Annotated in this window: 18 protein-coding genes and 1 pseudogene; 4 read left to right on the forward strand and 15 right to left on the reverse strand. The window is 71.9% G+C overall.

Annotation, left to right across the window (positions count from 1 at the left end):
* Positions 1-508 precede the first annotated feature (508 nt).
* Positions 509-2,224 (reverse strand): AMP-binding protein, encoded by a 1,716-nt coding sequence (locus SACE_RS18920; protein WP_009944849.1) that lies wholly within the window; start codon positions 2,222-2,224, stop codon positions 509-511.
* A gap of 244 nt (positions 2,225-2,468) precedes the next feature.
* Here SACE_RS18920 and SACE_RS18925 point away from each other — a divergent pair, with 244 nt between their 5' ends.
* From SACE_RS18925 to SACE_RS38350, 3 genes and pseudogenes are all read left to right on the forward strand, one after another.
* On the forward strand, positions 2,469-4,304 hold the full coding sequence (locus SACE_RS18925) for a glycoside hydrolase family 2 protein (protein ID WP_009944848.1): 1,836 nt from the start codon (positions 2,469-2,471) through the stop codon (positions 4,302-4,304).
* Positions 4,305-4,373: 69 nt separating this feature from the next.
* Entirely contained in the window at positions 4,374-5,396 is a 1,023-nt protein-coding gene (locus SACE_RS18930) for an aldose 1-epimerase family protein (RefSeq protein ID WP_009944847.1), read from the forward strand.
* Between the two features lie 68 nt (positions 5,397-5,464).
* Positions 5,465-6,300: pseudogene (locus SACE_RS38350) on the forward strand (alpha/beta fold hydrolase).
* A gap of 22 nt (positions 6,301-6,322) precedes the next feature.
* Here the strand turns inward: SACE_RS38350 and SACE_RS18945 are convergent.
* The gene (locus tag SACE_RS18945) at positions 6,323-7,069 is read right to left on the reverse strand and encodes an alpha/beta hydrolase (protein ID WP_009944843.1); all 747 of its coding nucleotides are present in this window, start codon (positions 7,067-7,069) and stop codon (positions 6,323-6,325) included.
* Positions 7,070-7,346: 277 nt separating this feature from the next.
* Between SACE_RS18945 and SACE_RS18950 the strand changes: the two genes are divergently transcribed.
* Positions 7,347-8,888: an acetolactate synthase large subunit gene (locus SACE_RS18950; RefSeq protein WP_009944842.1), complete on the forward strand. Its 1,542-nt coding sequence runs from the start codon at positions 7,347-7,349 to the stop codon at positions 8,886-8,888.
* Here SACE_RS18950 and SACE_RS18955 read toward each other — a convergent pair.
* From SACE_RS18955 to SACE_RS19015, 13 genes are all read right to left on the reverse strand, one after another.
* Positions 8,881-9,546, reverse strand: coding sequence for a response regulator (locus SACE_RS18955; RefSeq protein ID WP_009944840.1), 666 nt, complete (start codon positions 9,544-9,546; stop codon positions 8,881-8,883). The genes SACE_RS18950 and SACE_RS18955 overlap by 8 nt on opposite strands.
* Complete coding sequence (locus SACE_RS18960) at positions 9,524-10,198, reverse strand: sensor histidine kinase (RefSeq protein WP_011874187.1); 675 nt, start codon at positions 10,196-10,198, stop codon at positions 9,524-9,526. The genes SACE_RS18955 and SACE_RS18960 overlap by 23 nt, the downstream gene beginning before the upstream one ends.
* A gap of 89 nt (positions 10,199-10,287) precedes the next feature.
* The gene (locus SACE_RS18965) at positions 10,288-11,445 is read right to left on the reverse strand and encodes a glycosyltransferase (RefSeq protein ID WP_009944837.1); all 1,158 of its coding nucleotides are present in this window, start codon (positions 11,443-11,445) and stop codon (positions 10,288-10,290) included.
* Positions 11,442-12,119: a LuxR C-terminal-related transcriptional regulator gene (locus tag SACE_RS18970; protein WP_009944836.1), complete on the reverse strand. Its 678-nt coding sequence runs from the start codon at positions 12,117-12,119 to the stop codon at positions 11,442-11,444. Before SACE_RS18970 ends, SACE_RS18965 begins: the two co-directional genes overlap by 4 nt.
* Positions 12,120-12,207: 88 nt before the next feature.
* Positions 12,208-13,533, reverse strand: coding sequence for a glycosyltransferase family 2 protein (locus SACE_RS18975; protein ID WP_009944835.1), 1,326 nt, complete (start codon positions 13,531-13,533; stop codon positions 12,208-12,210).
* Positions 13,530-14,687 (reverse strand): glycosyl hydrolase family 18 protein, encoded by a 1,158-nt coding sequence (locus SACE_RS18980; RefSeq protein WP_009944834.1) that lies wholly within the window; start codon positions 14,685-14,687, stop codon positions 13,530-13,532. The genes SACE_RS18975 and SACE_RS18980 overlap by 4 nt, the downstream gene beginning before the upstream one ends.
* Before the next feature lie 10 nt (positions 14,688-14,697).
* Positions 14,698-15,678, reverse strand: coding sequence for an NAD-dependent epimerase/dehydratase family protein (locus SACE_RS18985; RefSeq protein ID WP_009944833.1), 981 nt, complete (start codon positions 15,676-15,678; stop codon positions 14,698-14,700).
* Positions 15,675-16,763 (reverse strand): glycosyltransferase, encoded by a 1,089-nt coding sequence (locus SACE_RS18990; RefSeq protein ID WP_009944832.1) that lies wholly within the window; start codon positions 16,761-16,763, stop codon positions 15,675-15,677. The genes SACE_RS18985 and SACE_RS18990 overlap by 4 nt, the downstream gene beginning before the upstream one ends.
* The gene (locus SACE_RS18995) at positions 16,760-18,136 is read right to left on the reverse strand and encodes a sugar transferase (protein WP_009944831.1); all 1,377 of its coding nucleotides are present in this window, start codon (positions 18,134-18,136) and stop codon (positions 16,760-16,762) included. Before SACE_RS18995 ends, SACE_RS18990 begins: the two co-directional genes overlap by 4 nt.
* Positions 18,133-19,368: an NAD(P)-binding domain-containing protein gene (locus SACE_RS19000; protein ID WP_009944830.1), complete on the reverse strand. Its 1,236-nt coding sequence runs from the start codon at positions 19,366-19,368 to the stop codon at positions 18,133-18,135. The genes SACE_RS18995 and SACE_RS19000 overlap by 4 nt, the downstream gene beginning before the upstream one ends.
* Positions 19,365-20,615, reverse strand: a complete 1,251-nt coding sequence (locus SACE_RS19005) for a carboxylate--amine ligase (RefSeq protein WP_009944828.1) — start codon at positions 20,613-20,615, stop codon at positions 19,365-19,367. The genes SACE_RS19000 and SACE_RS19005 overlap by 4 nt, the downstream gene beginning before the upstream one ends.
* 15 nt (positions 20,616-20,630) lie before the next feature.
* Complete coding sequence (locus SACE_RS19010; RefSeq protein ID WP_009944827.1) at positions 20,631-21,974, reverse strand: nucleotide sugar dehydrogenase; 1,344 nt, start codon at positions 21,972-21,974, stop codon at positions 20,631-20,633.
* A gap of 99 nt (positions 21,975-22,073) precedes the next feature.
* Positions 22,074-22,820, reverse strand: coding sequence for a polysaccharide deacetylase family protein (locus SACE_RS19015; RefSeq protein ID WP_009944826.1), 747 nt, complete (start codon positions 22,818-22,820; stop codon positions 22,074-22,076).
* Positions 22,821-23,018 lie beyond the last annotated feature (198 nt).

Here is a 23,018-nt window from a genome sequence, read left to right on the forward strand (position 1 = left end):
CGAGCCCCGACGGCCTCCGGGTGAGCGATGTCCGGTCACCGTCGGCGACAATTCGAGCGCCGCGGCACCGCCCGTTCCGTACCGATTCACCGCGGCACCGCGCGCTCCGTACCGATTCACCGTGACACTGCCCGTTCCGTACCGATTCACCGCCGGAACCGATCAGTACCGGTGTTCCCCCACCGGCCTCGTCGCAAAACCCCGCCGACCGCCGGTACCGGCAGAAGCCTGTCGGACGCCCGTGCCTCCAGCAGAAGCCCGTCGAACGCCCCCATGCGCGCCCGCGATACGGCGGAGCCGTCGCCCCCGACCGGCGCGGGCCGGCGAGCTCGACGGACGTACCGGGATCGTTCACCACGACCACCCCTGGTGTTCACCGTAGATCAACGGGCCGTGATCGGCAGTGTGGCAGCGACCACTCGATCACGCCAACCGGGGGGCGATCACCCGGTGCATCCGGACCGGTTCAGCGGAGAGATTGCCCACCGGGGGATTCAGTACCCTTCTCTCACTCCTTGAGAGCCGGGAAGTCCTCCTCGCGGAACTCCAGCCCGCCCGCCGTGGCGCCATCGCGCTCGGCCTGCTCCTCGCGGCCGCGCAGCTCCACCCGCCGGATCTTGCCGGAGATGGTTTTGGGCAGGTCCATGAACTCGATCCTGCGCACCCGCTTGTAGGGCGCGAGGTGCTCGCGGGCGAACCGCAGGATCGACAGCGCGGTCTCCGGCGTCGGCTCGTGGCGCGCGGTGAGCGTCACGTACGCCTTCGGCACCGCCAGCCGGATCGGGTCGGGCGAGGGCACGACCGCGGCCTCGGCGACCGCCTCGTGCTCCAGCAGCACGCTCTCCAGCTCGAACGGCGAGATCCGGTAGTCCGAAGCCTTGAAGACGTCGTCGGTGCGGCCGACGTAGGTGATGTAGCCGTCGGCGTCGCGGGTGCCGACGTCACCGGTGTGGTAGTGGCCGCCGCGGGTGACCTCGTCGTTGCGCTCGGAGTCGTCGGCGTAGCCGGTCATCAGCCCCACCGGCCGCGGCTGCAGCGCGAGACAGATCTCCCCCTCGTCGCCGGGTTCGCCGGTGACCGGGTCGAGCAGCTCCACCTCGAAGCCCGGCAGCGGGCGGCCCATCGAACCGGGCCTGACCGGCTGCCCCGGCGTGTTGGCCACCTGCACGCTGGTCTCGGTCTGGCCGAAGCCGTCGCGGATCGTCACCGACCACGCGCGCCGGACCTGCTCGATGATCTCCGGGTTCAGCGGCTCGCCCGCACCCACGACCTTGGCGGGCGGCGTCCGCAGGATGCCCAGGTCGGCCTGGATGAGCATCCGCCACACCGTCGGCGGCGCGCAGAAGCTCGTCACGCCGCAGCGCTGCATCTGCTCCAGCAGCCGGACCGCGTCGAAGCGGCCGTAGTTGTGGATGAACACCGTCGCCTCGGCGTTCCACGGCGCGAAGACGTTGCTCCAGGCGTGCTTGGCCCAGCCGGGCGAGGAGATGTTGAGGTGCACGTCGCCCGGTTCCAGCCCGATCCAGTACATGGTGGACAGATGCCCCACCGGGTAGGACACGTGGGTGTGCTCGACCAGCTTGGGCTGGGCGGTGGTGCCCGAGGTGAAGTACAGCAGCAGCGGGTCGTCGGCGCGGGTCGGGCCGTCCGGGGTGAAACTCCCGCCGCCGACAGCGCTGTCCGCATAGGACTCCCAGCCCGCCACCGGTTCCCCGACGGCGATCCGGCCGTAGTCGCCCGGCACGTCGGCGAACTTGGCGGCGCTCTCCGACGTCGTCACCACGAACCGGGCTCGGCCGCGGTCCACGCGGTCGCGCAGGTCGGCGGACCCCAGCAGCGGAGTGGCCGGGATGACGACCGCGCCGAGCTTCATCGCGGCCAGGACGGTCTCCCACAGCTCGACCTGGTTGCCGAGCATCAGCACGATGCGGTCGCCGCGGGAGACGCCGAGCCCGCGCAACCAGTTCGCGACCTGGTTCGAGCGGCGCGACATGGCGCTGAACGACACCTCGGTCTCGCGACCGTCCTCCTCGACCATCCACAACGCGGTCCGGTCGGCCCGCTCGCCGATGGTGTCGAACCAGTCCAGCGCCCAGTTGAACTCCGACATCCGCGGCCACCGGAAGTCGCGTCGCGCGGTGTCGTAGTCCTCGCGGTGGCGGAGCAGGAAGTCGCGGGCGGCCAGGAACGCGTTCGCGGCCTCGGACTGTGCCGGCACGGACAAGGGCGCACCTCCGCTGATCGTGGGCCCTGGTAGGGCGAACTGTACTGCGCCTGATCGCCCGGCGCGACGGGCTCGGCGCGGCGCATCGGAGGCCGGGTCGCACCCTGATGGGTTGCGCCGAATGTGGGCGATGGCTTTACGTGTGAGCATGGTCACGATAAGTATGGATCGGCTCGCCGAAGCGGGGGCAGGATCGGCAGGAGGGCGCCTCGCGGCGGCATGACGTCCGGTGGAGGGCCATCGCATGCGTCCGTACCCGTCCGCATCCCGTCGGCTGACCGTCATCCTCACCGCAGGGCTCGCGCTCACCGGCTTCGCGGCGCTGGCCGGGGCGGACATCGCGTGGGAGCCGCAGGAGGCCCCGTTGACCACTCCCTGGACCGCCGAGGTCGGACCCGACAACGCGCTGCCGGAGTACCCGCGCCCGCAGCTGGTCCGCCAGCGCTGGCAGAACCTCAACGGCACCTGGGAGTACGCGGGCGGGGCCGAGCCGCCCGGCACCCCGGCCGAGCGGATCCTGGTCCCCTACCCGCCCGAGTCGGCGTTGTCGGGTATCCAGCGACACGACGACCACATGCTCTACCGGCGCACGTTCACCGTGCCTGCGGAGTGGTCCGGTCAGCGCGTCCTGCTCCACTTCGGTGCCGTCGACCAGCGCGCCGAGGTCCGCGTCAACGGCACCTCGGTGGCCATCCACGAGGGCGGCTACACCTCATTCAGCGCCGACGTCACCGACGCGCTGGTCCCCGGCGGGCAGCAGGAGCTGGTGGTCGTGGCGCAGGACCGCAACGACGCGGCGCCGTACCCGGTGGGCAAGCAGCGCAACAAGCCGGGTGGCATCCTCTACACCGGCGCCTCGGGCATCTGGCAGACGGTGTGGATGGAGCCGGTGCCCGAAGTGCACATCGGCAAGCTGGACGTGACTCCCGATGTCGCGACCGGAACGTTCGCGGTGCGGGCCCGCACCGGCAACTCCGACGCGCAGGCCGAGGTGGTGGTCGGCGAACCGGGCGGCCAGGAGGTCGCCCGGCAGTCCGGAGCGGCAGGCGGCGAGCTGCGGGTGGCGGTACCCAACGCGCGGCTGTGGTCCCCGTCCGACCCGTTCCTCTACGACCTGCGCGTGCGCCTGCTCGGCACCGGTGGCCAGGTTCTCGACGAGGTCACCAGCTACGCGGGCATGCGGTCGGTCGGCCTGGTCAACGACGAGCAGGGCAGGCCCAGGATCGCGCTCAACGGCCGGATCCTGTTCCAGCACGGGCCGCTGGACCAGGGCTACTGGCCCGACGGCATCTACACCGCGCCGACCGACGAGGCGCTGCGCTTCGACATCGAGGCGGCTCAGCGGCTCGGGTTCAACATGATCCGCAAGCACGTCAAGGTCGAGCCCGCCCGGTGGTACTACTGGGCCGACCGGCTCGGAATGCTGGTGTGGCAGGACATGCCGTCGCTGCCGATCGACCTCGCCGACCCGCCCGGCAGCAACCCGCCGCCGAGCGAGGAGGCCGAGGCCCACTTCCGCACCGAGCTGGCGGAGATGATCGACCAGCTCCGCAGCACCACCTCCATCGTGGCGTGGGTGCCGTTCAACGAGGGCTGGGGCGAGTTCGACACCGCAGCGGTCGCCGAACAGGTCGCGCAGGCCGACCCGACCCGGCTCGTCGACGCCAGCAGCGGGGTGAACTGCTGCTACTCGCTGCCCGACAGCGGCGCGGGGCACATCTACGACGACCACACCTACGTCGGCCCCGGCAAGCCCGCGGTGGTCGCGCCGCGCGCGTCGGTAGACGGCGAGTACGGCGGGCTCGGCCTGGTCGAGCAGGGCCACCTCTGGCCGGGGCCGCCGCAGGCATACGAGATGACCGAGAGCCGCGAACACCTGACCCGCCGCTACTCCGAGGTCAGCACCGCGCTGGCCGACGTGGTGCGGGCAAGCGGGTTGTCGGCGGCCGTCTACACCCAGACCACCGACGTCGAGAACGAGGTCAACGGGTTCTTCACCTACGACCGCCGGGTGCTCAAGCCCGACCTGGCGATCGTGCGCGACCGCAACCTCGAGGTGATCGACGCGGGCACGCCCTGACCCGCCGGCAGCGGCCGCCGCATCCGGCGCGGCCGCGGTGGAAAACCGGCTCGGTGCGAGGAGGAACCCATGTCACAGCAGCGCAAGTGGACGCGGCGCAGCGCGATCACGGCCGCGGCCGGAGTCGCCGCTGCCACGTCGCTGACCCCGACCGCGCACGCCCGGCCCCCGGCGGGCGGCGGGCAGACCGCGCTCGGGCGGCTCTACGAGATCCGCTCCGGCAGGCACCGGGTGGTGGTCGCCGGGGTCGCCGCGACGCTGCTGTCGTGGCAGGTCGACGGCACCGAGATGCTGCTCACCCACGACCCGTCGTGGCTCGGCGAGGGCTACCAGGGCAAGACGATCCTGCCCTGGCCCAACCGGATCGAGAGCGGCCGCTACACCTTCGGCGGTCAGCAGCTGCAGGTCCCGATCAACGAGCCGTCGCGACAGGCCGCGCTGCACGGGCTGATGAGCTGGGTCGAGTGGCAGCCGGTGCGCCACCGCGGGGACGGAGTGGTGCTCGAACACCTCCTGCACCCGCACTACGGCTACCCGTTCACCCTGGCGCTCCAGATCGAGTTCACCGTGGACGGACGCGGGGTGAGCAGCAGGCTGTCGGCGAAGAACGTCGGTGACACCGACGCCCCGTTCGGCACCGCGAACCACACCTACATCGCCGCCAGCGGACCGGCCATCGACACCATGGGCTTCGAGCTGCCCGCGAGCACCTACTACGTCACCGACGACAACCTCATCCCGACCGGGACCGCACCGGTCGCGGGCACCGAGTACGACTTCCGCTCGGCGCGGCGGATCGGCGCCACCAAGATGGACACCGCTTTCACCGACCTGGCAAGGGAATCCGGCGGGGAGGCGGTGGTCCGCTTCGAGCGCCCTGGCGGGCAGCACGTCGAGCTCTGGGTGGACCGGACCCACGGTTACCTGCAGGTCTACACCGACGACTCGCCGTCGCAGGACCGCCCGGCCCGCGCGGGCATCACCGTCGAGCCGATGACGTGCGCTCCCAACGCGTTCGTGACCGGCGACGGCCTGATCACCCTGCGGCCCGGCGAGGTGCACGAGGGCCGCTGGGGCTACCGAATCGGTTGATGAGGCCGGTTTCCGGCGTCGCCGGAGCCGTTCCTGACACCGGCACCGCGAGGTCATAGGGTGAGGGCGTGGCCGACTACATCCAGATCCCCACGCCCGCGGGCAGGTTCGACGCGCTCACCAGCGGCCCGGAAGGCGGCCGTCCGGTGCTGCTGCTGCACGGCTTCCCGGAGGCCGCCGTCCAGTGGAGCGAACAGCTCGCCGTGCTCGGCGAAGCCGAGTGCCACGCGGTCGCCCCGGACCAGCGCGGCTACTCGCCCGGCGCGCGCCCCGAGCAGGTCGCCGACTACCGGCTGGAAGAACTGGTCGGTGATGTCCTGGCCATCGCCGACCACCTCGGCTGGCAGCGCTTCGACCTGGTCGGCCACGACTGGGGCGCGGCGGTGTCGTGGGCGACGGCGGCGGCGCACCCGGACCGGTCCGCACGCTGACCGCGGTGTCGATCCCCCACCTCGACCCGTTCGGGCAGGCGGTGCGCGAGGACGAGGACCAGCAGCAGCGGTCGGCCTACATGCAGGTGTTCCGCGGTTCGGGTGCCGAACGCGCCCTGCTGGAGGACAACGCGCGCAAGCTGCGGCAGATCTACGGCAACTTCGTCCCCCAGCACCACGTCGACGACTACGTGCAGCGGCTGACCGAGCCGGGCGCGCTGACCGCGGCGCTGAACTGGTACCGGGCCACCCGTTTCAACGGTCCGATCGGGAAGGTGGAGGTGCCGACGCTCTACGTCTGGAGCACCGAGGACGTCGCGGTCGGCTCCACCGCGGCCCTCGCCACCGAGCACCACGTCACCGGCCCGTACCGGTTCGAGATGCTGGAGGACGTCTCGCACTGGATCCCCGAGCAGGCACCGGAAGCGCTGAACCGCTTCATCCTCGAACACCTGCTGGCGCACCAGGACTGACCGCCGCGGCGCCGGTGCACCGTCAGCCGGCGGCCGGGACGTGGTCGGCGAGGAACCGCACCATGTCGGCCCCGACCACGTCGAACACCGACCCGTCGTGGCCGCCCGGAAGCACCGAGGCCACCGGGATGTCGGTGTGCTCGGCGACCAGCCGCTCCGCGCCGGGCAGGAACGGGTCGGTGTCGCCGACCCACACCCCGACGGGCACGTCGCCGAGCTTGTCCAGGTGCGCCAAGGGATCGGCGTGCCGCCACTGCTCCTCGGAACCGAAGACGCCCTTCTCGCTCATGTGCTCCCAGGTCACCGGGAGCGCGGGGGCGAGCTCGGCGACCGCCGAGACAGGGTTCCCGGCCGCCTGGCGCGCGATCGCGTAGTTCAGCGCGCCGAATCCGCCGGTGGAGATCCCCGCGACCGCGAACGGCCGTCCTTCGTCGTCGCCGAGTCCGCGCTCCCGCAACCATCGCGGCAGCTCCTCGGTGAGCATGCTCGACAGGTCGCCGTTCGCCGAACCGTCGGTCCAGTAGGCGTTGTAGCCGCCGTCGACCACGACGAAGGCGAACGCCGGGATCGCACCGTCGCGGTACTCCCGTTCCAGCGCGGCCAGGGTGTCGTAGGGGATCGGGGTGGGATCGATGCCGTCGCGCCCGTGCAGGTAGAGCACCACCGGCAGGCCCTTGGTCCGCTCCAGGCCCGAGGGGTGGGCGGTGTAGAGCCGGACGTCGGTCTGGCGGTGTTCGGAGCGCACCTGCTCGTAAATGATCGCCGGCATCGGGGCCGATGCGGTCGGCGCCTCCTGCCGCCCGGGTGGTGCGGCCCGCGGCGCCGGGACGCAGCCGGAGACCAGCAACGCGGGTAGGAGAGCCACGGCCGCCAAGGCCGCTCGCACAGACCGGTACCGCCGCCCGAGGGCCACCCCACGCACCGCCGTCATCCCTCCAGCATCGAGTCGCACCCCCGGACCCGACCACGGTACCGAAAGGTCGGACCTTGTCTGCTCGCCCGGTTCCGGAGAGCATGTCTGCGGGTTGTCGACGGAAGGAGCGGTCGTGAAGGGTGCGGAAGGCCTGCTGGCCACGGCGATCGAGGCGGGCGTGCGGGTGTGCTTCGCCAATCCGGGCACGACCGAGATGCCGCTCGTGGAAGCCTTCGACGCGGTGCCCGGCATTCGCACCGTGCTCGGCCTGTCCGAGGGCGTGGTGACCGGTGCGGCCGACGGCTACACGCGGATGGCCGGGGTACCCGCCATGACGCTGCTGCACCTCGGTCCGGGTTTCGCCAATGGCATCGCCAACCTGCACAACGCGCGCCGCGCCCGCACCCCGGTGATCAACGTCGTCGGGGAGCACGCCACCTGGCACCAGCCCGCCGACGCACCGCTGGCCAGCGACATCGAGTCGCTCGCGGCGCCGGTCTCGGGCTGGGTGGGACGGACCACGTCCGCGCGGTCGGCGGGGGCCGAGTTCGTCGAGGCGCGCCAGGCGGCCCTCCGGGACCGGTTGCCCGCCACGCTGATCGCCGCGGCCGACCACATGTGGAGCGAGGGCGGCACGACCGCCGACGTCCCGCCTGCCCCCGGTCCGGCCGAGGTCGAGCAGGAGCAGGTCGACGCGGTCGCCAAGGTCCTCGCCTCCGGGGAGCGCCCGGCGCTGCTGCTTGGCGGGAACGCGCTGAGCGCCGACGGGATCCGCACGGCCGCGCGCATCGCCGCGGCGGTCGGCGGCGAGGTCCTCGCGGAGCGTTCGCCCGCCCGCATCGAGCGGGGTCCGGACGTGCCGCCGCTGCGCTCGCTGCCCTACTTCCCAGAGGACGTGCTCGGCAGCCTCGACGGCTTCTCGCACCTGGTGCTGGTGGGCACGACCGAACCGGTGGCGTTCTTCGGCTACGAGGGCATGCCCAGCGTCCTGGTGCCGGACGGCACGCAGCTGCACACGCTCGCCGATCCGGGCCAGGACGCCGCGGCGGCGCTCGACGCCCTCGCCGAGGCCACCGGCAGCGCCGATGCACGACCGCCCGCCCCGCAGCGCCCGGAAGTGCGGGCGCCGCAAGGAGATCTGACCTCCTCGGCGATCGCGGCGGCGATCGTGCTCACCCAGCCGGAAGGCGCGATCGTGGTCAACGAAGGCGTTTCCTCGTCCGGTGCGTACCCGGGCCTGGCCGCCGCCGCGCCCCGCCACACCGAGATCACGCTCACCGGCGGCGCGATCGGCATGGGCATCCCGGCCGCCACCGGCGCGGCGGTCGCCTGCCCGGACCGGCACGTGATCGACTTCCAGGCCGACGGCAGCGCCCTCTACACGGTGCAGGGGCTGTGGACCCAGGCCAGGCAGCGGCTGGACGTCACCACCGTGATCTGCTCGAACTCCCGCTACCGCATCCTGGAGGCGGAACTCAGCCGCGCCGGGGTGGACCGGCCGGGGCCGGCCGCCGCGGGCATGACCGCCCTCGGCGACCCCGCACCCGACTGGACCGCGCTCGCGGCGGGCTTCGGCGTCCCGGCGGTCCGGGCCACCACGGGCGAGCAGCTGCTGGACGCCCTGCGCCAGGCGAGCCTGGAGCCCGGCCCGCACCTGGTGGAGGCCGTCATCTGACCGCGGTGCGCGCTCTGGTCACCTCCGGTTCCGGTGGCTGGTCGAGCAGCGAGTGCCGCAGCGCGAAGGAGGCCGCCTCCAGCCGGGAATGCACGCCCAGCTTGGTCAGGACCGACTGCACGTGGGTCCGCACGGTGGTCGAGGACACCCCCAGCCCCCTCGCCATCGCACGGGTCTGCGCACCTTCGACGAGCAGCTCCAGGCACTGCCGCTCGCGCGCGGTGAGGTGCGAGGCCAGCCGCCGCGCGTCGGTCGTGCCGCGCAGCTTCGGCGCCCGCGACGCCGCCAGCTCGACCACCACCTCGCCGTCGACCACCGCGCGGATCGCGGTGGCCAGCACGGAAAGGCCGCACATCTTGTTCACGTAGCCGGTCGCGCCCCGTCCCAGCGCGTCGCGCATGCCCTGCACGTCGCCGTCGGCGGTGAGCACGAGGACCTTCGTGCGCCCGTCGGTGATCTTCTCGACCACCGTCAGCCCGTCGCCGTCGGCGAAGTACCTGTCCAGCAGGCACACGTCCGGCTGGTGCGAGCGCACCGCGGCCAGCGTGTCCTCGATGCTGCTCGCCGTGCCCACCACGCGGAAATCGTTTTCCGGAAGCGCGCTCACCAGCGCGTCCACGAATATCGCGTGGTCGTCACCGAGCACCAGATCGACCATCGCATCCCCCTTCCCGTCGGCGTCGCCTCCACGACGGGCCCGGTCGGGCGCCGAAGACGACAACGACCCGCGTGCCGCCCCCCGGCGGCGAGTCGATGCGCAGCCGCGCCGCGCACGCGTTGGCCAGGTCGTGGACGATCGCCAGTCCCAGCGAGGCTTTGCCGCTGGGCCCCCGGCCGAAGCCGGGACCGTCGTCGGCGACCTCCACCACGACACCGCCCGACGCGCGCCGGGACACCGCGACCTCGACGGTGCCGTCGGCTCCCGCGGCGCGCACGGCGTTCTCGACCAGGTTGGCCAGCATCCGCCACATCGCGGTGCGGTCGGTGCGCAGGGTGCACGGCTCGCCCGGCCGCAACCGGACCTCGGCCGGCGCCGACAACCGCGTGACCGACACCAGTTCGGCCACCAGCTCGCCGACGTCGAACACCTCGGAGGCGGCGGGCCGGTCGTCGACCAGTTCCACCAACCGCTCCAGTTCGCGTTCCATGAGCCGCAGCCGGTGCCGCGCGCTGCCGGACAGCGACGCCTCGGCGTCCATCCCCTCCCTCAGGTACGACAACGTCGCCAGCCCCCTGCCCAGGTCGTGCAGCAGTCCCTGGACCTCGGGTGGCTCCGCGCGCCCCCACTTCCACGCAGATCCCCGATGCAAAGCCGCTCCTTCGTCCGGCCATCCCGTCATCTGGACTGTCGGGATGACGTTGGGCCGCGTTGCTTGCTCGTGCGCGCGGGGTGTTTCGGCTACTCCACGTGCATGACCCGGGCGGCGGCGGGAGTCCGCGAGCCACCGTATGCGTCCCCCAACGCCTCCGCGAGCGCAGCCGAGTCGTGCCTGCCCGCGATCCGCGCGGCGGCCGCCCGGGCCATGCGCAGCGCTTCGCACGGCTCGTCGAGCAGGCGTGCGACGGCAGCGGCCAGCAGCTCCGGCCGTCCGGGAGGAGCCAGCAGTCCCGTCTCGCCCGGCACCACGACGTCCCCGACGGCGTTCACGGCCGTGGCCGCGACCGGGATCCCGCAGCGCATGGCCTCGACGACGGCCAGCGGCAGGCCCTCGTACCTGCTGGACATGGCGAAGACGTCGAAGGCGGGCAGCAGGTCCACCGCGTCGGCCCGGTCGCCGGTGAAGACCAGGCGCACCCCCGCCCGCTCGGCGAGGTCGCGTGCCTCACCGGCGAGCTCTCCCCCGCCGACCCAGACACCGACCACGCCCCGCGGACGCAAGGCGCGCAGCGCGGCGACGAAGTCGTCCGGCGCCTTCTGGTACGTCAGCCTCCCCACGGTCCCCACGACGGGCACGTCGGGTGGAAGTCGCAGCGCTCGGCGCGCGTCGTGCCGCGACTGCGGTGTGAGCACCCGAACAGGGTCCACGGCTACGCCGATCGTGCGAACGCGTTCCGGGGGCACGAGGCGCCGTCGCAGCGCCTCGACGGCGACACCGGTGCCTACGCACAGTGACAGGTCGGTGATGCGGCCGAGCGCCCGTTCGACGGCGACATAGGTAGCCCGGCGTGTCACCCGTTGGAACTCGTGGAACGGGAAGCCGTGGTAGGTGTGCACGATCCGCGGCGCACCCGTGCGGCGCGCCGCGAGCCGGCCGAGCGTGCCCGCCTTCGCGCAGTTGGTGTGCACGACGTCGAACTTCCGCCTCGCCAGCAGCCGGACCAGCCCGGCCAGGGCGAGCACGTCGGCGTGCGGTGCGATCGGCGCGCGCAGCGCCGGGACCAGCACGGTCTCGAGCCCGGCGGCGCCGGCCTCGCGCAGCAGCCGGCCGCCGCTGCCCGCCACGATCGTCACCTCGTACTCCGCCGGATCCAGCGCCCGCCCTCCACGCAGGACCATCTCGCCCGCACCGCCTTCCAGGCGGGTGACGACCGCGGCGACCCGCAGCCGGCCGCTCACCGCATCGGCCTCGGACCGTGCGGGCGCATCCCCGCCGAGGTGGCCACGCTGACCGCCTCGAGCTGGCTGTGCACGTGCAGCTTGGCCAGGATGCTGCGGGTGTGGGTGCGCACGGTCTCGGTGGAGATCCGCAGCTCCTCGGCGATCCGGCTACCGCGCTTGCCCGCCACCATGCCCTGCAGCACGTCGCGTTCGCGGTCGCTGAGGCAGTCCAGCGGCCCGGTCCGCTCGGTGGCACGGACCGCGTCCTCGCGCAGCTCGCGCAGGACGATGCCGAGCAGTTCCGGCGGATACCAGCCGTGGCCCGCGCACACCCCGCGCAGGACCGCGGTCAGCTCGTCCACACCGGACTCCTTCGACACCCACGCCTGCACGCCGGCACGGGCCGCCTCCACCGCCTGATCGGGATCGTGGCGTCCGGTGAGCACGACGACGTGCACCTGCGGACGTTCCCGCCGGAGCAGGCGGACCAGCTCCCCGCCGCGCGTGCCCACCGGTTCGACGTCGACGGTGATGACGTCCGGCCGCAGCCTGCGCACCATCTCCGGCAACCGGGGGTCCTCCAGCTCGCACCGGCCCACCAGCCACAGGTCCGGCACCGTCGACAACCGCACGCTCAGCGCCTCGGTGAGCATGAGGTGGTCGTCCACCATGAGCAGCCGCACGAAGTTCACCGCCCAACGATCCCGTCCCCGGCGCGCCACGTCCTCGTGCGAACGCAGGAGTTCCGTCTCATGTACACGGCCGAGTGACCGTGGGTCATCACCCGGCCCGCAGGTCCGGTTCCGGCTCCCGCACCTGCTGCGGTTGCTGCGGCGTGGCCTCGACCGGCCTGCGCCCGGGGCTGCTCCACCGCCCCGTCGAGCGCGCCAGCCAGGCCTGCGGCAGCGCGTACAGCGAGATCGCCGCGTCCAGCACCCGCATGAACAGGAACACCGGTGCGTAGAGCAGGAACCGCGGCCGGCGCTGGATCAGCGCCACCAGGCACGTCAGCAGCAGGTCGGGCAGCACGATGCCGAAAAGCATCACCGGCAGGCTCAGGTGCGCCGCGACCGCGGCGTGGACCTCACCGATCACCGGCAGGTGCGCCACCGAGCCGAACACCTCCGGGATCACCAGCAGCGCGAGCAACAGCGGCAGCAGCACGATCATGATGCTGCTGCTCAGCAACTCCAGGAGCAGCAGCCCGAGCATCGCGGTGAACAGGTTCGCCTTCGGCGGGTGCAGCCTCACCGTCTGCCACAACCCGAGCGACCACCGCTTGCTCTGGCGCACGTAGTCCTTGAACGTGCCCGGTTCCTGGGTCACCGCGACCGCCGACGGCGTGAAGCCCACCTTGCCCAGGGCCTTCTGGTAGACCTCGAAGGTCATGTTGAAGTCCTCGATCACCAGACCCGGCGGGTTCACCTCGATCTCGGGCAGCACCGCGGTCCGGTACAGGCTGGCGAACCCGGGCACGATGTGGGTGGCGTTGACCCGGCGCCAGGTCTGGCCGAACTTCAGCAGATACTGGGTCATGGTGTAAATCCGCTGGCGGTGGTAGGCCACCAGCCTGCCCACCTGCGAGAGCCTGCTGTCATCGGTGGTGGAGCGCACGCACCCGGCGACCGCGACCACGCCCGGGTCGGCGAACAGCGGCAGCGCGGCCCGGAAGTACCCGGGCTCGACGTGGGTGTCGGCGTCGAGCAGCATCACGACCTCGAACCGCTCGACGAGCCGGAACCGCCGGATGCCCTGGTGCAGCGCGCCCGCCTTGCCCACGTTGGTGGCCGTGCTGATCACGTTCACCCCGCAGCGCCGGGCCAGCTCCACCGTGCGGTCGGTCGAGCCGTCGGAGATCACGTGCACGTTCTGCCTGGGCACCAGCGAGGTGATCGCGTTCAGGCTGTCGACGATGACCTCCTCCTCGTTGTGCGCCGGGATGAGCACGGCGACGTCGCTGACATCGAGGTCGACCGGTGCGGGTGCCCTGCTCTTGGACCACCAGCCCCACGTCGAGCTGTCGAGCAGCCGCAGAAGTCCGATCACGCCCCACAGCGTGAAGTTGGTCCCGAAGACCACAATGGCCAGCAACCACCACGGAATCATCCATTCCTCCCCCGTGATTTCGTCACCGGGAGACTGGCCCGCAGCTCTGGCCAGGTGCCGGTGTCCTCATAGCCGTACATCCACAGGTAGACGCCGCGGATCCCGGACCCGCGAGCGGCTTCGAACTTCGCCTTGGAGCTGGCGGTGTTCTCGAACCACACCTCGTGCCGCCGCCCCTGCGCGTCGGTGTAGGCGAACCAGGGCGACTGGGTGCGTGCGTCGTAGAACGTCGGCACCTTGTGCTCGGTCGCGAGCTTGAAGGCCTGCAGCCACGTCACCGAGGTCCCCTGGCCGTCGACCCAGTCGTAGCCGTAGAGCGGCACGCCGAGCACGATGCGCTCCCTGGGCACCACACTGGTCGCGTAGCTGAGCACGTCGCGGATCCAGCCGACCGGAGCGACAGGACCGGGGCGCGAGGTTCCCCAGTGGAAGTCGTAACCCATCAGCCGGACCTGGTCGGCCACCTGGCCGATCGCGGCGTAGTCCTGCGCGACGTTGCGCTCGTCGTAGCCGGCATCGGAGGTCTTGGCGAACACCGCGACCGACAGCGTCTTGCCCTCGGCGTGCAGGGCCCGTCCCAGGTCGGTGACGAACCGGGTGAACTGCTCGCGGTCGCCGGCGCGCAGATTCTCGTAGTCGATGTCGATACCGGCGTAGTTCTCGCGCTTGACCAGCTCGACGATCTCGAACACGTGGCGCCGCATCAGTTCCGGGTCGTGCAGCATCCGCGCCACCGGTTCGTAGGACCAGTTCCCCTCGGTGATGTTGGCCAGCGACGGCACGATGGGGATCTGCGCCTCGCGCAACCGCTGGAGGTGCCCGGCGACCTCGGTGGCCTGCGCGGGCGAGTACTGGATGGTGAGCCTGCCGTCGTCGCCGAGCCCGTACATCCACGGCGACACCTCGTTGACCGCGGTGCGGTTCTGCACCACCGTCGCCGTGCCGTTCCCGAGGTTCCAGAACGGCAACGACGCCACCACCACGGTTCCCGAGGGCACCACCGGCGCGGGTCTGGGCACCGCCATCACGGCGGCCAGCACCATCGCGCAGCCGATCAGCGCCAGGAACCACACCGAACCGGCCCTGCGCCGCAGGGCGGCGACCGGTTGCGCGGCCACCGACCTGAGCCGTGGCCTCGTCGTCTTGTTCGCCATCGGCCCGTCCTCATTCCGCCGCGACCGCGGGCACCTGCCGGGACCGCGTCTGCTCGGCGATCACGGCGCGGATGATGTCGTCCAGCGTCCTGGACGGCTCGAAGCCGATGAGTTCCCTGGCCCGGGAGCAGTCCGGCACCCGCCGCTGCATGTCCTCGTAGCCCGGGCCGTAGGCCTGCTCGTAGGGCACCCGCACGGTGTCGCTGGACGAGCCGGTCATCTCGATGATCCGGGCGGCCAGCTCGGCGATCGAGACCTGCTCGCCGCTGCCCAGGTTCACCGCGCTGCCGCGCGCCTTGTCCAGCTGCACCAGCTCGACCAGCGCGGGCACCACGTCGTCGACGTGGCAGAAGCAGCGGACCTGCCTGCCGGTGCCGAAGATCGTCAGCGGCCTGCCCTGCAGCGCCTGGTTGACCATCCGGGGGATGACCATGCCGTAGCGCCCGGTCTGGCGCGGTCCGACGGTGTTGAACAGCCGCACGATCACCGCGCGCAGTCCCAGCTCGCGCACGTAGGCGTGGGTCAGGCTCTCGTCGATGGCCTTGGCTTCCGAGTAGGTCCAGCGCGACATCAGCGGCGAGCCGATGACGCGGTCGTCGCCCTCGCGCAGCCCGACCTTCGGATTCTTGCCGTAGATCTCGCTGGTGGAGGCCAGCAGCAGCCGGGCGTTGTAGCGCAGCGCCGCGTCGAGCACGTTCTCGGTGCCGTGGATGTTGGTGAGCAGGCTGCGGATCGTCCGCTCCTGGATGACGAACGCGCCGACCGCCGCCGCGAGGTGGAAGACGATGTCCACTTCGGACGTCAGCTCGTCGACCAGCCCGCGGTCCATGACGCTGCCGTTGACGAGCTCGAATTCGTCGGCGTCGGGCAGGTTCTCGAACCGGCCGGTGCTGAGGTCGTCGAGCCCGACCACGCTGTGCCCCTCGGCGAGCAGTTGCTCGGTCAGGTGCGAGCCGATGAACCCGGCCGCGCCGGTGACCAGTGCCTTCATCGCTGGGCCTCCCCCAGTCGTGCGTACAGGTCGTCGATGCGACCGGTGACGGCCTCGATGCCGTACCGGCGGCGGATCTCGGGGACGTCGGCGCGCGGCCTGCGTTCGCTGATCTCGCGCGCGATCTCGGCGCGCATGCGCTCGGGGTCCCCGGGCACCTGGCGGGCGCGGTCGGTGTCGATGCCGTCCATGGCCGGGCAGGTGGTGTAGAGCGCGGGCATGCCGTTGGCCAGCGCCTCCAGCACCGACAGCCCGAAGGTCTCCTGCGCGGAGGAGGCCACGAACAGGTCCAGCGACGACAGCATCGCGGCGACGTCGTGCCGCTCGCCCGCGAAGACGACGTGGTCGGAGATGCCGTGCGCGCGCACCAGCTTCTCCAGCCGCTCGCGGTCGGCGCCGTCGCCGACGAGCAGCAGCTTGGTGCGCTGGTCCACCAGCGGTGCCATCGCGTCGATGACGAGGTTGAACCTCTTGTTCGGATCGAGCCTGCCCAGCACCCCGACCACGAAGGCGTCCGGCGGGATGCCGTGCTCGGCCCGCACCCGCCCTCTGGCCTCCGCGTCGAAGCGGACCCGGCCGAAGTCCACGCCGTTGGGGATCACGGTGATCTTGCGCGGCCGCACTCCCCAGTTCACCAACCGCGTCGCGACGGTGTCCGACACCGCGATCGTCGCGTCCGAGCACAGGTCGGTGCCCAGGTACAACGCCCGCACGCCCAGCGTCATGCGGCGCCGTTCGAGGTGGGTCTCGCCGATGGAGTGCTCGGTGGTCACCACGACCTTCGTGCCGGCCAACCGCGCCGCCAGGCGCCCGTACACGCAAGCCCGGTAGAGGTGGGTGTGCACCACGTCGTAGCGCTCGTCGCGGATCAGCTCGCGCAGCCTGAGCACCGCGCTGAGCTGGGTGTTGCTGGTCATCCCGAGGTCGCGGACCCGCACGCCGTCGGAGCGGATCATGGAGGCGACGTCTCCCGGGTTGTACAGCGCGACCACGTCGGAGTCGTGCCTGGTGTGCTGGAGTACCGACCGGAGCTGGAGCTCGGCGCCGCCGACCCCGAGCCCTGTGATCACGTGCAGAACCTTCACCGTCGTCCTCCCATGGCTCGTGCGACGATCGCGACCGTGCGGGCCACGACCACCAGGTCCATCCACAGCGACCAGTACTCGATGTACTGGTTGTCGAAGCGCGCGCGGTCCGGGATCGAGGTGTCCCCGTGCAGGCCGTGGACCTGCGCCCATCCCGTCATGCCGCCCGGCATCCGGTGCCGGTCGGCGTAGTGCGGTATCTCCCCTGCGAAACGCTTGGCGTAGTAGGGCCGCTCGGGTCTGGGACCCACCAGCGACATCTCCCCGCGCAGCACGTTGACCAGCTGCGGCAGCTCGTCGAGATGCGTCCCCCGCAGCCACCGCCCGAGCGCGGTGCACTGGTCGGCCGCGACCGCCCACTTCTCGCCGGTGTCGACCAGCGTCCGCAGCTTGACCACCCGCACCAGCCGCCCGGTCCGGCTGACCCGCCACTGGCAGAAGAAGGTCGTGGCCTTGCCGCAGCCGCGCACGATCCCGGCCAGCACCAGCAGCACCGGTGCGAGCAGCACCAGCAGCACGGTGCCCACGACCAGGTCGAAGGCGCGTTTGGCCACTGCCGACAACAGGTTCGGCCTGCGCAGCGGCACCAGCACGACTCCCCAGATCTCGTCGAGGCACGCCCTCGGCACCGCCAGCCCCAGCTCGCCGGGCCTGGGCACCAGGCAGAAGTCCACGCCCACCGACCGGCACGCGCGCACCGCGGCCACCAGTGCCCCGTCGTCGCCTTCCGGAGCGCAGACCAGCACGCGCGCGATGCGGTACCGCGCGATCACCCCGGCCAGGTCCGCGACGCCGCCGAGAGCGGGAAGCCCCCTCACCGCCCCGAAACCACCGCCCGCGACCCAGCCCGCCGAGCGCAACCCGCATTCCGGGTGCTCGGCGAGGAGCCCGGCGATCCGGGCGGCCTCGTCCCCGCTCCCGACGACCAGCGCCGGTTCGACCAGCCTGCCGCGGCGGTGGGCCGCCCTCAGCAGCCCGTACGCCGCGCCACGCGCGGTGACCAGCGCGCCCGCGGTGAGCAGCGCCAGCAGCACGGCCGCTCCCGGAGCGGTCCACGGCAGCAGCACCGCCACCGGCAGCAACGCCGCCACCGCGATCCGGGGTGCCTGGTCGGACACCCGCAGGCAGATCCGCAGCCGGTGCTGGCCCTGACCGGCGAGCACGGCCAGGACCGCCAGGCCGTAGGCGGCCCCGGCCGGCACCGGCACCTGCGCGAGCACCGCCGGCACCACCACCGCCACCAGATCGGTGACCGGCAGCGCCGACGCCTTCACCACCCGCGTGGACCGCGCGTCGCACGGGTGCTCGCGGGTGAGCGAGGGCAGCGCGGCGGTGAAGCCGCCGTGCTCGGATCGCAGGCCGGGGGCGCTCATCTACCGACGCCTCCCACCGCCATGCGGCGGGAGCGCAGCGCCGACAGCCGCCCGCTGACCTGCCGCACCGCGTAGTCGGCCCCGTAGACGAAGCGCATGACCGGTCCGTGCTCCGGGGCCACGACCGCGCCGACGAAGAACAGGCCGGGGACCGAGGACTGGAAGTCGCGGCCCACCCGCGGCGTACCCGCGAGCGTGCTCAGCCGCGAGCGCAGTTGCGGTCCCACGAACGACAACCGCGCCAGGTTGGGCGGATAGCCGGTCGCGCCGATGACGTGGTCGGCCTCGAACTCCCGCCTGCCGTGCCCGTTGGCCCGCACCCCGAGCCGGACGCGGTGCCCGTCCTGTGCCGCCCAGTCGATCCCGTGGGACAGCCGGACCGGGAACTTGCCCTCGACGCGCTCGCGCAGCCACCAGGCCCCCGCCGGCCCCAGCGCGGTGCGCGCCCGGTAGACCCTGGTCTGCTTCGGCAACCGCCGGAACAGCCGTGGGTGCTCGGAGTAGAACCAGGTCGAGAGCCCCGAACCGAGACCGGCCTCGGGTTCCCGCATGCGTTGCAGCAACGGGCGGTCCGGCAGCAGCGGTCGCCCGTTCCACACCAGACCGTCCGCGCGCACGAGCATCTGCGTGCGTGCCCCGTGCTCGTGCAGCAGCGCCGCCGTCTCCAGCGCCGACTGCCCCGCCCCGACGACGATCACCTCCCGGTCCTGGAACACGCTGAGGTCGGTGTGCTCGGAGCTGTGCGTGCACAGCTCGGTCGGCAGGTCCTCCAGCACCTCGGGCAGGCGGGCGAAGTGCTCGACACCGGCTGCCACCACCACGTTGCGGGCGCGGACCTGCTCACCGTCGGCCAGGGTCAGGTCGAAGTGCTCGTCGCGCCTGCGCACGTCGGTGACCAGCCGCTCGTCGACCTCCAGCCCCCGGTCGAGCCGGAACCACTCGCCGTAGGAGACGAAGGTGTCCAGCGACACCGGCACCCCGTAGTCGGCGTAGGTACGGCCGGTCTCGCGGCAGAAGTTGCGCAGCGAGTGCGTCCCGTCCGGATCGGACAGGTTGGAGGCGAACCCCTGCGACTTCAGGTACATGCCGCGCGGCATCGCCGTGCGCCACAGCCCCATCGGGACGCCGAACTGCCGGTAGGACACCCCGTTGGCGCGCAGATGCGCGGCCAGCGACAGCCCGTACGGCCCGGCGCCGACGATGGCCACGTCGACGAGGTCGTAGTCGTTCATACCTTTTTCTCCTTTCCCGGGCGAAAATGCAGCCGCCGCAACGGGCGAGTAGCCGCGCGTGCGCCCATCCACAGGCACATCAACGCGAAGGGTGTGAGGTCGTCGCGCGCGTACCACGCGGTCTCGTCCACCGCGCGGACCGAGTCGGCCCACGAGCGCAGCCCGAGCCGCCCGTCGCGCCAGTAGCGCAGCGCGGCGATCGGGTCGTAGTTCTCGACCAGGAACCGCCTGCCGGGAACCGAGGTCCCGGCGGGCGTGGCCTGTCCGGTCAGGTCCAGGTAGGCGGCCAGCGCGACGTCCACGCCCGCGCTGTCCTCGAACAACCGGAACTGCGCTCCGAGACGGGGGTTGAAGTCCAGCAGCTTGTACTGGCCGTCCCTGGCGTCCCAGCGGAAGTCCAGGTCCACGATGCCCCGGAAGTCCAGCCGGTGCAGCAGATCGGTCGCGTGCCGGTGCAGTTCGGCGTTCTCGGCCCAGCGGCCGAGGCTGGTCAGCCCGGCGTGCGCCGGGTACGACCGCTCCTTGGTGCCCACGAAGGAGGCGGTGCACCGCGCTTCGGCGTCGCAGTAGCCGTGGAAGAACCAGTCGTGCCCGATGCCGCCCGGCAGGTACTCCTGCAGCATCAGCCGCTGGTCTCCGGGCAGCCGGCACAGCTCGGCGAGCTCGGCCCGGTCGTGCACGATCGTCGTGCTGCGCCGCCCGGCGCCGTTGCGCCACGGTGTCGGGAGCTTGACCACCACCGGGAACCCGAAGCGGTCGGCGAACTCGCCCGCCTCGTCGGGACTTCCCACCATCGTCGCCTGGGCGCACGGCACGCCGAGCGCCTGGCACAGCCGGTACATCGTGTACTTGCCGGCGAGCAGCCGCGGCAGGTCGTGCGGCGGCTGCGGGAAGCTGAACCACTCCCGCAGCGAGTTCCCGTGCTCGGCGAGGAAGATCGCACCCGCGTCGTCGGTCGGGAACAGCACCGCGGTGCGCCCGATCCGCTCGGCGATGCCGCGCAGTCCCCGCAGCACGCCGTCCACGTCCTGGGCGTCGGGCCGCCACACCCAGTGGCCCCGCACGTAGCGGGAGTGCGCGGCCGGCGCGTACCGGTGCTCCTGCACCGCGTACATCGGCACACCGGCCCGCCCGAGGCTGCGGATCAGGCCGAGCCCACCGTGGTGCATGACGTTGGGGTCGAGCTTGAAGACCACCGCGGGGGTCGAGGTGTCGAGGCCGTCGAGACGGCCGTGGTGCCTGCCCATCTGGTCGATTCCCCCTCACACGACCCGGCGGTGGGCGGCGGCGTCGAACTGGTAGGTCGCGTCGATCACCAGCGGGCACCGCGTGGCCCAGCCGTAGTCGAGTCCGGGGTGGACGGTGTGCATGAGGACCAGGTCGCAGTCCTGGCCCGGGTCCGGGACGCTCTGCAGCTCCGTCCCGTCCTCCAGCACCACTTCGGGGATGAGCGGGTCGTAGTAGGAGACGTGGACCCCCGCCCGGCGCAGGCCGGAGATGATCGGCAGCGCGGGCGACTCGCGCAGGTCCCGCACGCCGGCCTTGTAGCTGACACCGGCGATCAGCACCCTCGCGCCGCGGGGTGGCACGGCAGCGTCGACCAGTTCCTCCAGGACCCGGCGCACGACCTGGTCCGGCCGGTGCTCGATGGAACGCATCGCCTGCTCGATCAGCGGCACCCGCACGCCGTGCTCGCGCAGCTGCCACAGCAGGTAGTGCGGGTCGCACGGGATGCAGTGCCCGCCGACGCCGGGACCGGGGAAGCTGCCGAGGAACCCGTAGGGCTTGGTCCCGGCGGCGATGGTGACCTCGACGGGATCGAGGTCCAGGTCGCGGCAGACGTCGGCGATCTCGTTGGCCAGCGCCAGGTTCACCGCGCGGAAGATGTTCTCGTAGAGCTTGGTCAGCTCCGCCGCCTCCGGCGAGCCGACCAGGTACACCGAGTCGGTGGTGCGCCCGATGACGTGCGCCGCCCGCTCCGCGCAGGACCTCGTGACGCCACCCACGATGCGCGGGGTCTCCCGCTGGGTGTGGTCGAGGTTGCCGGGGTCGATGCGCTCCGGGCTGAAGGCCACGTGCACGTCGGTGCCCACCCGCAGCCCGCGCCTGCGCAGCGGCTCCACCAGCAGCATCCGGGTGGTGCCGACGAACGTGGTCGAGGTGAGGATGATCGTCTGCCCGTTGCGCACGTGGGCGACGACGCTCTCGCACGCCGCGCGCAGCGCCGAGAGATCGGGAGTGCGGTCCTCGTCGACGGGCGTGGGCACGCACACGATGACCGTGTCGGCTTCGGTCAGCACCGCCGCGTTGTCCGAGAGCCGCAGCGCGCCCGACTCCAGCACCTCGGCCAGCCCCCGTCGCTGCGCCTCCGGCAGGTCGACCTCACCCGCCCGGATCTCGGTCAGCCGCCGCGCGCTGGTGTCCAGACCGGTGACCCGCGCTCCGCACGCCGCGAGCGAGTAGGCCGTGGGCAGTCCGACGTAACCCAGACCGACTACCGCGACGGGTTCGCCGACGTGGGCGTTGCGCCGTATGAACGGGACCAGCCGTTCGAAGAGCTGGTGCTCCCTGCCGTTGACGGCCAGGGCGAGTGGACTTGCGGTCACGATCCCTCCCAGTTCATGCGCGCGTTTCCGCCTGAATCCGGCTACGAGAACCGTCGCACCCGCGTCTGCCGCGGCCCTCCTCCAACGGGGTTAGTGCGACTACCGAAATGACAGGAGTTCGGTTACCCCCATCTCGTGACGGACCCGCTTGGCCAGCAGCCTGAGGTGGCCGTCGCTGTCGCCGACGTAGGTGCGCGGGAGCGCGTGCCTGCCGGTCAGCGGCGAGTACCAGATCGCGCACCCGTAGTCGTAGCCGCAGTCGCGCACCGCGTCGCGCACCCGCCGGCTCAGGTCCCCGTAGGGGTAGCAGAACCCGCCGACGTCCTGACCGGACAGGGTGCGCAGCACCTCGCGGCTGCCCGCCACCTCCTCCGCCAGCTCGTCGTCGTCCAGTTCGGACAGGCGGCGGTGCAGCATGCCGTGCGAGCCGATCTCCATCCCGGCCAGGACGGCCTGCTCGACCTGCTCGGAGGTCATCAACGGCTTGCGCGGCCCGTCCGGGTCCCAGACGTTGCTGCCGCCGAGCCTGCCTGCGATGACGAACACGGTCGCGGTGAAGCCGTGCCGCCGCAGGGCGGGCACGACGTGGTGCATGAAGTCCTGGTAGCCGTCGTCGAAGGTCAGGCCGACCAGGCCGCGCGGGTCGTCGGCCGCCATCAGCTCGCCCATCGACACGCCCCGCAGCCCGCGGCGCTCCAGCCACCGCAGCTGCCGCTCGAACCGGGCGGGGTCCACCGTCACCCGGTAGGGGTCTTGCGCGTACTCGGAAACCGAGTGGTACATCAGCACGTACGGCAGCGCGCGCCCCGATGGGGCCGCGATCTGCTCCTGAACGGTCCAGGCCATGGCTACGCCGTCCCCCCTCGGCTCCAGGTCACGCCGGAACCGTAGGCATGCGACGGGGACGGGCGGATCGGGTCGACGGGGTAACCCCGCTACCGCATCGGCACGAGGAGGCGGGCGCGCAGTCGCTCAGGGAAGTGGCTTCAGGACTTCCAAGCTCTGGGCTACCCGTACGCGGCGGGCTACCAAGACGCGGTGCAG

Source organism: Saccharopolyspora erythraea NRRL 2338 (assembly GCF_000062885.1).
Classification (GTDB): domain Bacteria; phylum Actinomycetota; class Actinomycetes; order Mycobacteriales; family Pseudonocardiaceae; genus Saccharopolyspora_D; species Saccharopolyspora_D erythraea.

Excerpts from the sequence above, each read along its gene's own strand:
- SACE_RS18995 (WP_009944831.1), bottom strand. The coding sequence starts at position 18,136 with ATGAGCGCCCCCGGCCTGCGATCCGAGCACGGCGGCTTCACCGCCGCG.
- SACE_RS18945 (WP_009944843.1), bottom strand. The coding sequence starts at position 7,069 with ATGCCGGCGATCATTTACGAGCAGGTGCGCTCCGAACACCGCCAGACC.
- SACE_RS18930 (WP_009944847.1), top strand. The coding sequence starts at position 4,374 with ATGTCACAGCAGCGCAAGTGGACGCGGCGCAGCGCGATCACGGCCGCG.
- SACE_RS18985 (WP_009944833.1), bottom strand. The coding sequence starts at position 15,678 with ATGAAGGCACTGGTCACCGGCGCGGCCGGGTTCATCGGCTCGCACCTG.
- SACE_RS18955 (WP_009944840.1), bottom strand. The coding sequence starts at position 9,546 with ATGGTCGATCTGGTGCTCGGTGACGACCACGCGATATTCGTGGACGCG.
- SACE_RS18980 (WP_009944834.1), bottom strand. The coding sequence starts at position 14,687 with ATGGCGAACAAGACGACGAGGCCACGGCTCAGGTCGGTGGCCGCGCAA.
- SACE_RS18975 (WP_009944835.1), bottom strand. The coding sequence starts at position 13,533 with ATGATTCCGTGGTGGTTGCTGGCCATTGTGGTCTTCGGGACCAACTTC.
- SACE_RS18925 (WP_009944848.1), top strand. The coding sequence starts at position 2,469 with ATGCGTCCGTACCCGTCCGCATCCCGTCGGCTGACCGTCATCCTCACC.
- SACE_RS19005 (WP_009944828.1), bottom strand. The coding sequence starts at position 20,615 with ATGGGCAGGCACCACGGCCGTCTCGACGGCCTCGACACCTCGACCCCC.
- SACE_RS19000 (WP_009944830.1), bottom strand. The coding sequence starts at position 19,368 with ATGAACGACTACGACCTCGTCGACGTGGCCATCGTCGGCGCCGGGCCG.
- SACE_RS19015 (WP_009944826.1), bottom strand. The coding sequence starts at position 22,820 with ATGGCCTGGACCGTTCAGGAGCAGATCGCGGCCCCATCGGGGCGCGCG.